We start from the raw sequence: 1,023 nt of genomic DNA, 5'->3' as shown, positions 1-1,023 counted from the left end.
GGGCCTGTTGCGTAATTGGCTGGTTGTGATTCTCTGAGAGGAAGCTCGGAGGGAATCGCGATGGCTGTGAAGCAGACGGGACAGTTGAGCCTGGCGGAGGCGTTTCTAGGCGACAAGCTTGCGGGCGGTTCTTCGCCACTCGACCGTCTGTCAGGTCTGGTGAAGTGGTACCGCTTCGAGAAGCTGCTCAACCCGCTGCGCGATGGTGGACCTGGCCGGGCAGCTTGGCCGCCACTGGTGCTGTTCAAGGCGCTGTTGCTGCAATCGCTCTATGGCCTGTCTGATCGCGAGTTGGAGGAAGCGCTGGGCGACCGGCTGTCATTCCGGCGCTTTGCCGGGTTGGGGCTGGACGATACGATCCCCGACCACACGGTTCTGTCGCGCTTTCGCAATCTGCTTGTCGGCGAAGGGCTGATGGAGAAGCTGTTCGGCGAACTGGACCGGCAGTTGGAGAAAGCCGGCGTGATCCTGAAGCGCGGCACAATGCTGGATGCCACACTGATCGATGCGGTTTCGGCGCCACCGACGCCTGAGCGGCCGTCGAAGGACACAGACGCTCGCATCACCGCACGCAAGGGCAAACGCGGCCTCACCTTTGGCTACAAGGCTCATGTCGGGGTGGATGAGGGCTCCGGTCTGATCCGCACGGTGATCACCACACCGGCCAACGTCAACGACACGGTAATGGCTGATGCCTTGATCTGCGGCGACGAGAAGACGGTGTGGGCGGACGCCGCGTATGACACCCATGCTCGCCGTGCCCGGCTCAAGGCCGAAGGCAAGAAGGTGCGCATTGCCCGCCGCCCCAACAAGCATCATGCGCTGCCTGAGCGGCTCAAGCACTACAATCGCCTGATCGCCAGACGGCGAGCGGCAGTGGAGACCACCTTCGCCACGCTCAAGAACCGCATGAAGCTGACCATGATCCGCTATGTCGGACTGGCCAAGGCCGCAGCCCAGGTAACGATGGCGGCGATCGCTTTCAACATGCGCCGATGGGCGGCCATCACAGGATAGGTGCGC

At 62.8% G+C, this 1,023-nt stretch carries 1 protein-coding gene; it reads left to right on the top strand.

The genetic code is table 11. The annotated features are described in order from the left end of the window. The first annotated feature begins 60 nt into the window (after nt 1-60). On the top strand, nt 61-1,017 hold the full coding sequence (locus tag LB552_RS29585; RefSeq protein ID WP_095770217.1) for an IS5 family transposase: 957 nt from the start codon (nt 61-63) through the stop codon (nt 1,015-1,017). Nucleotides 1,018-1,023 lie beyond the last annotated feature (6 nt).

This window comes from Mesorhizobium sp. CA7 (genome assembly GCF_020165015.1).
Classification (GTDB): Bacteria; Pseudomonadota; Alphaproteobacteria; order Rhizobiales; family Rhizobiaceae; genus Mesorhizobium.
The sequence above is the reverse complement of the archived record's forward strand: the minus strand, read 5'-3'. Positions and strand labels throughout refer to the sequence as shown.

Excerpts from the sequence above, each read along its gene's own strand:
- LB552_RS29585 (WP_095770217.1), top strand. The coding sequence starts at position 61 with ATGGCTGTGAAGCAGACGGGACAGTTGAGCCTGGCGGAGGCGTTTCTA.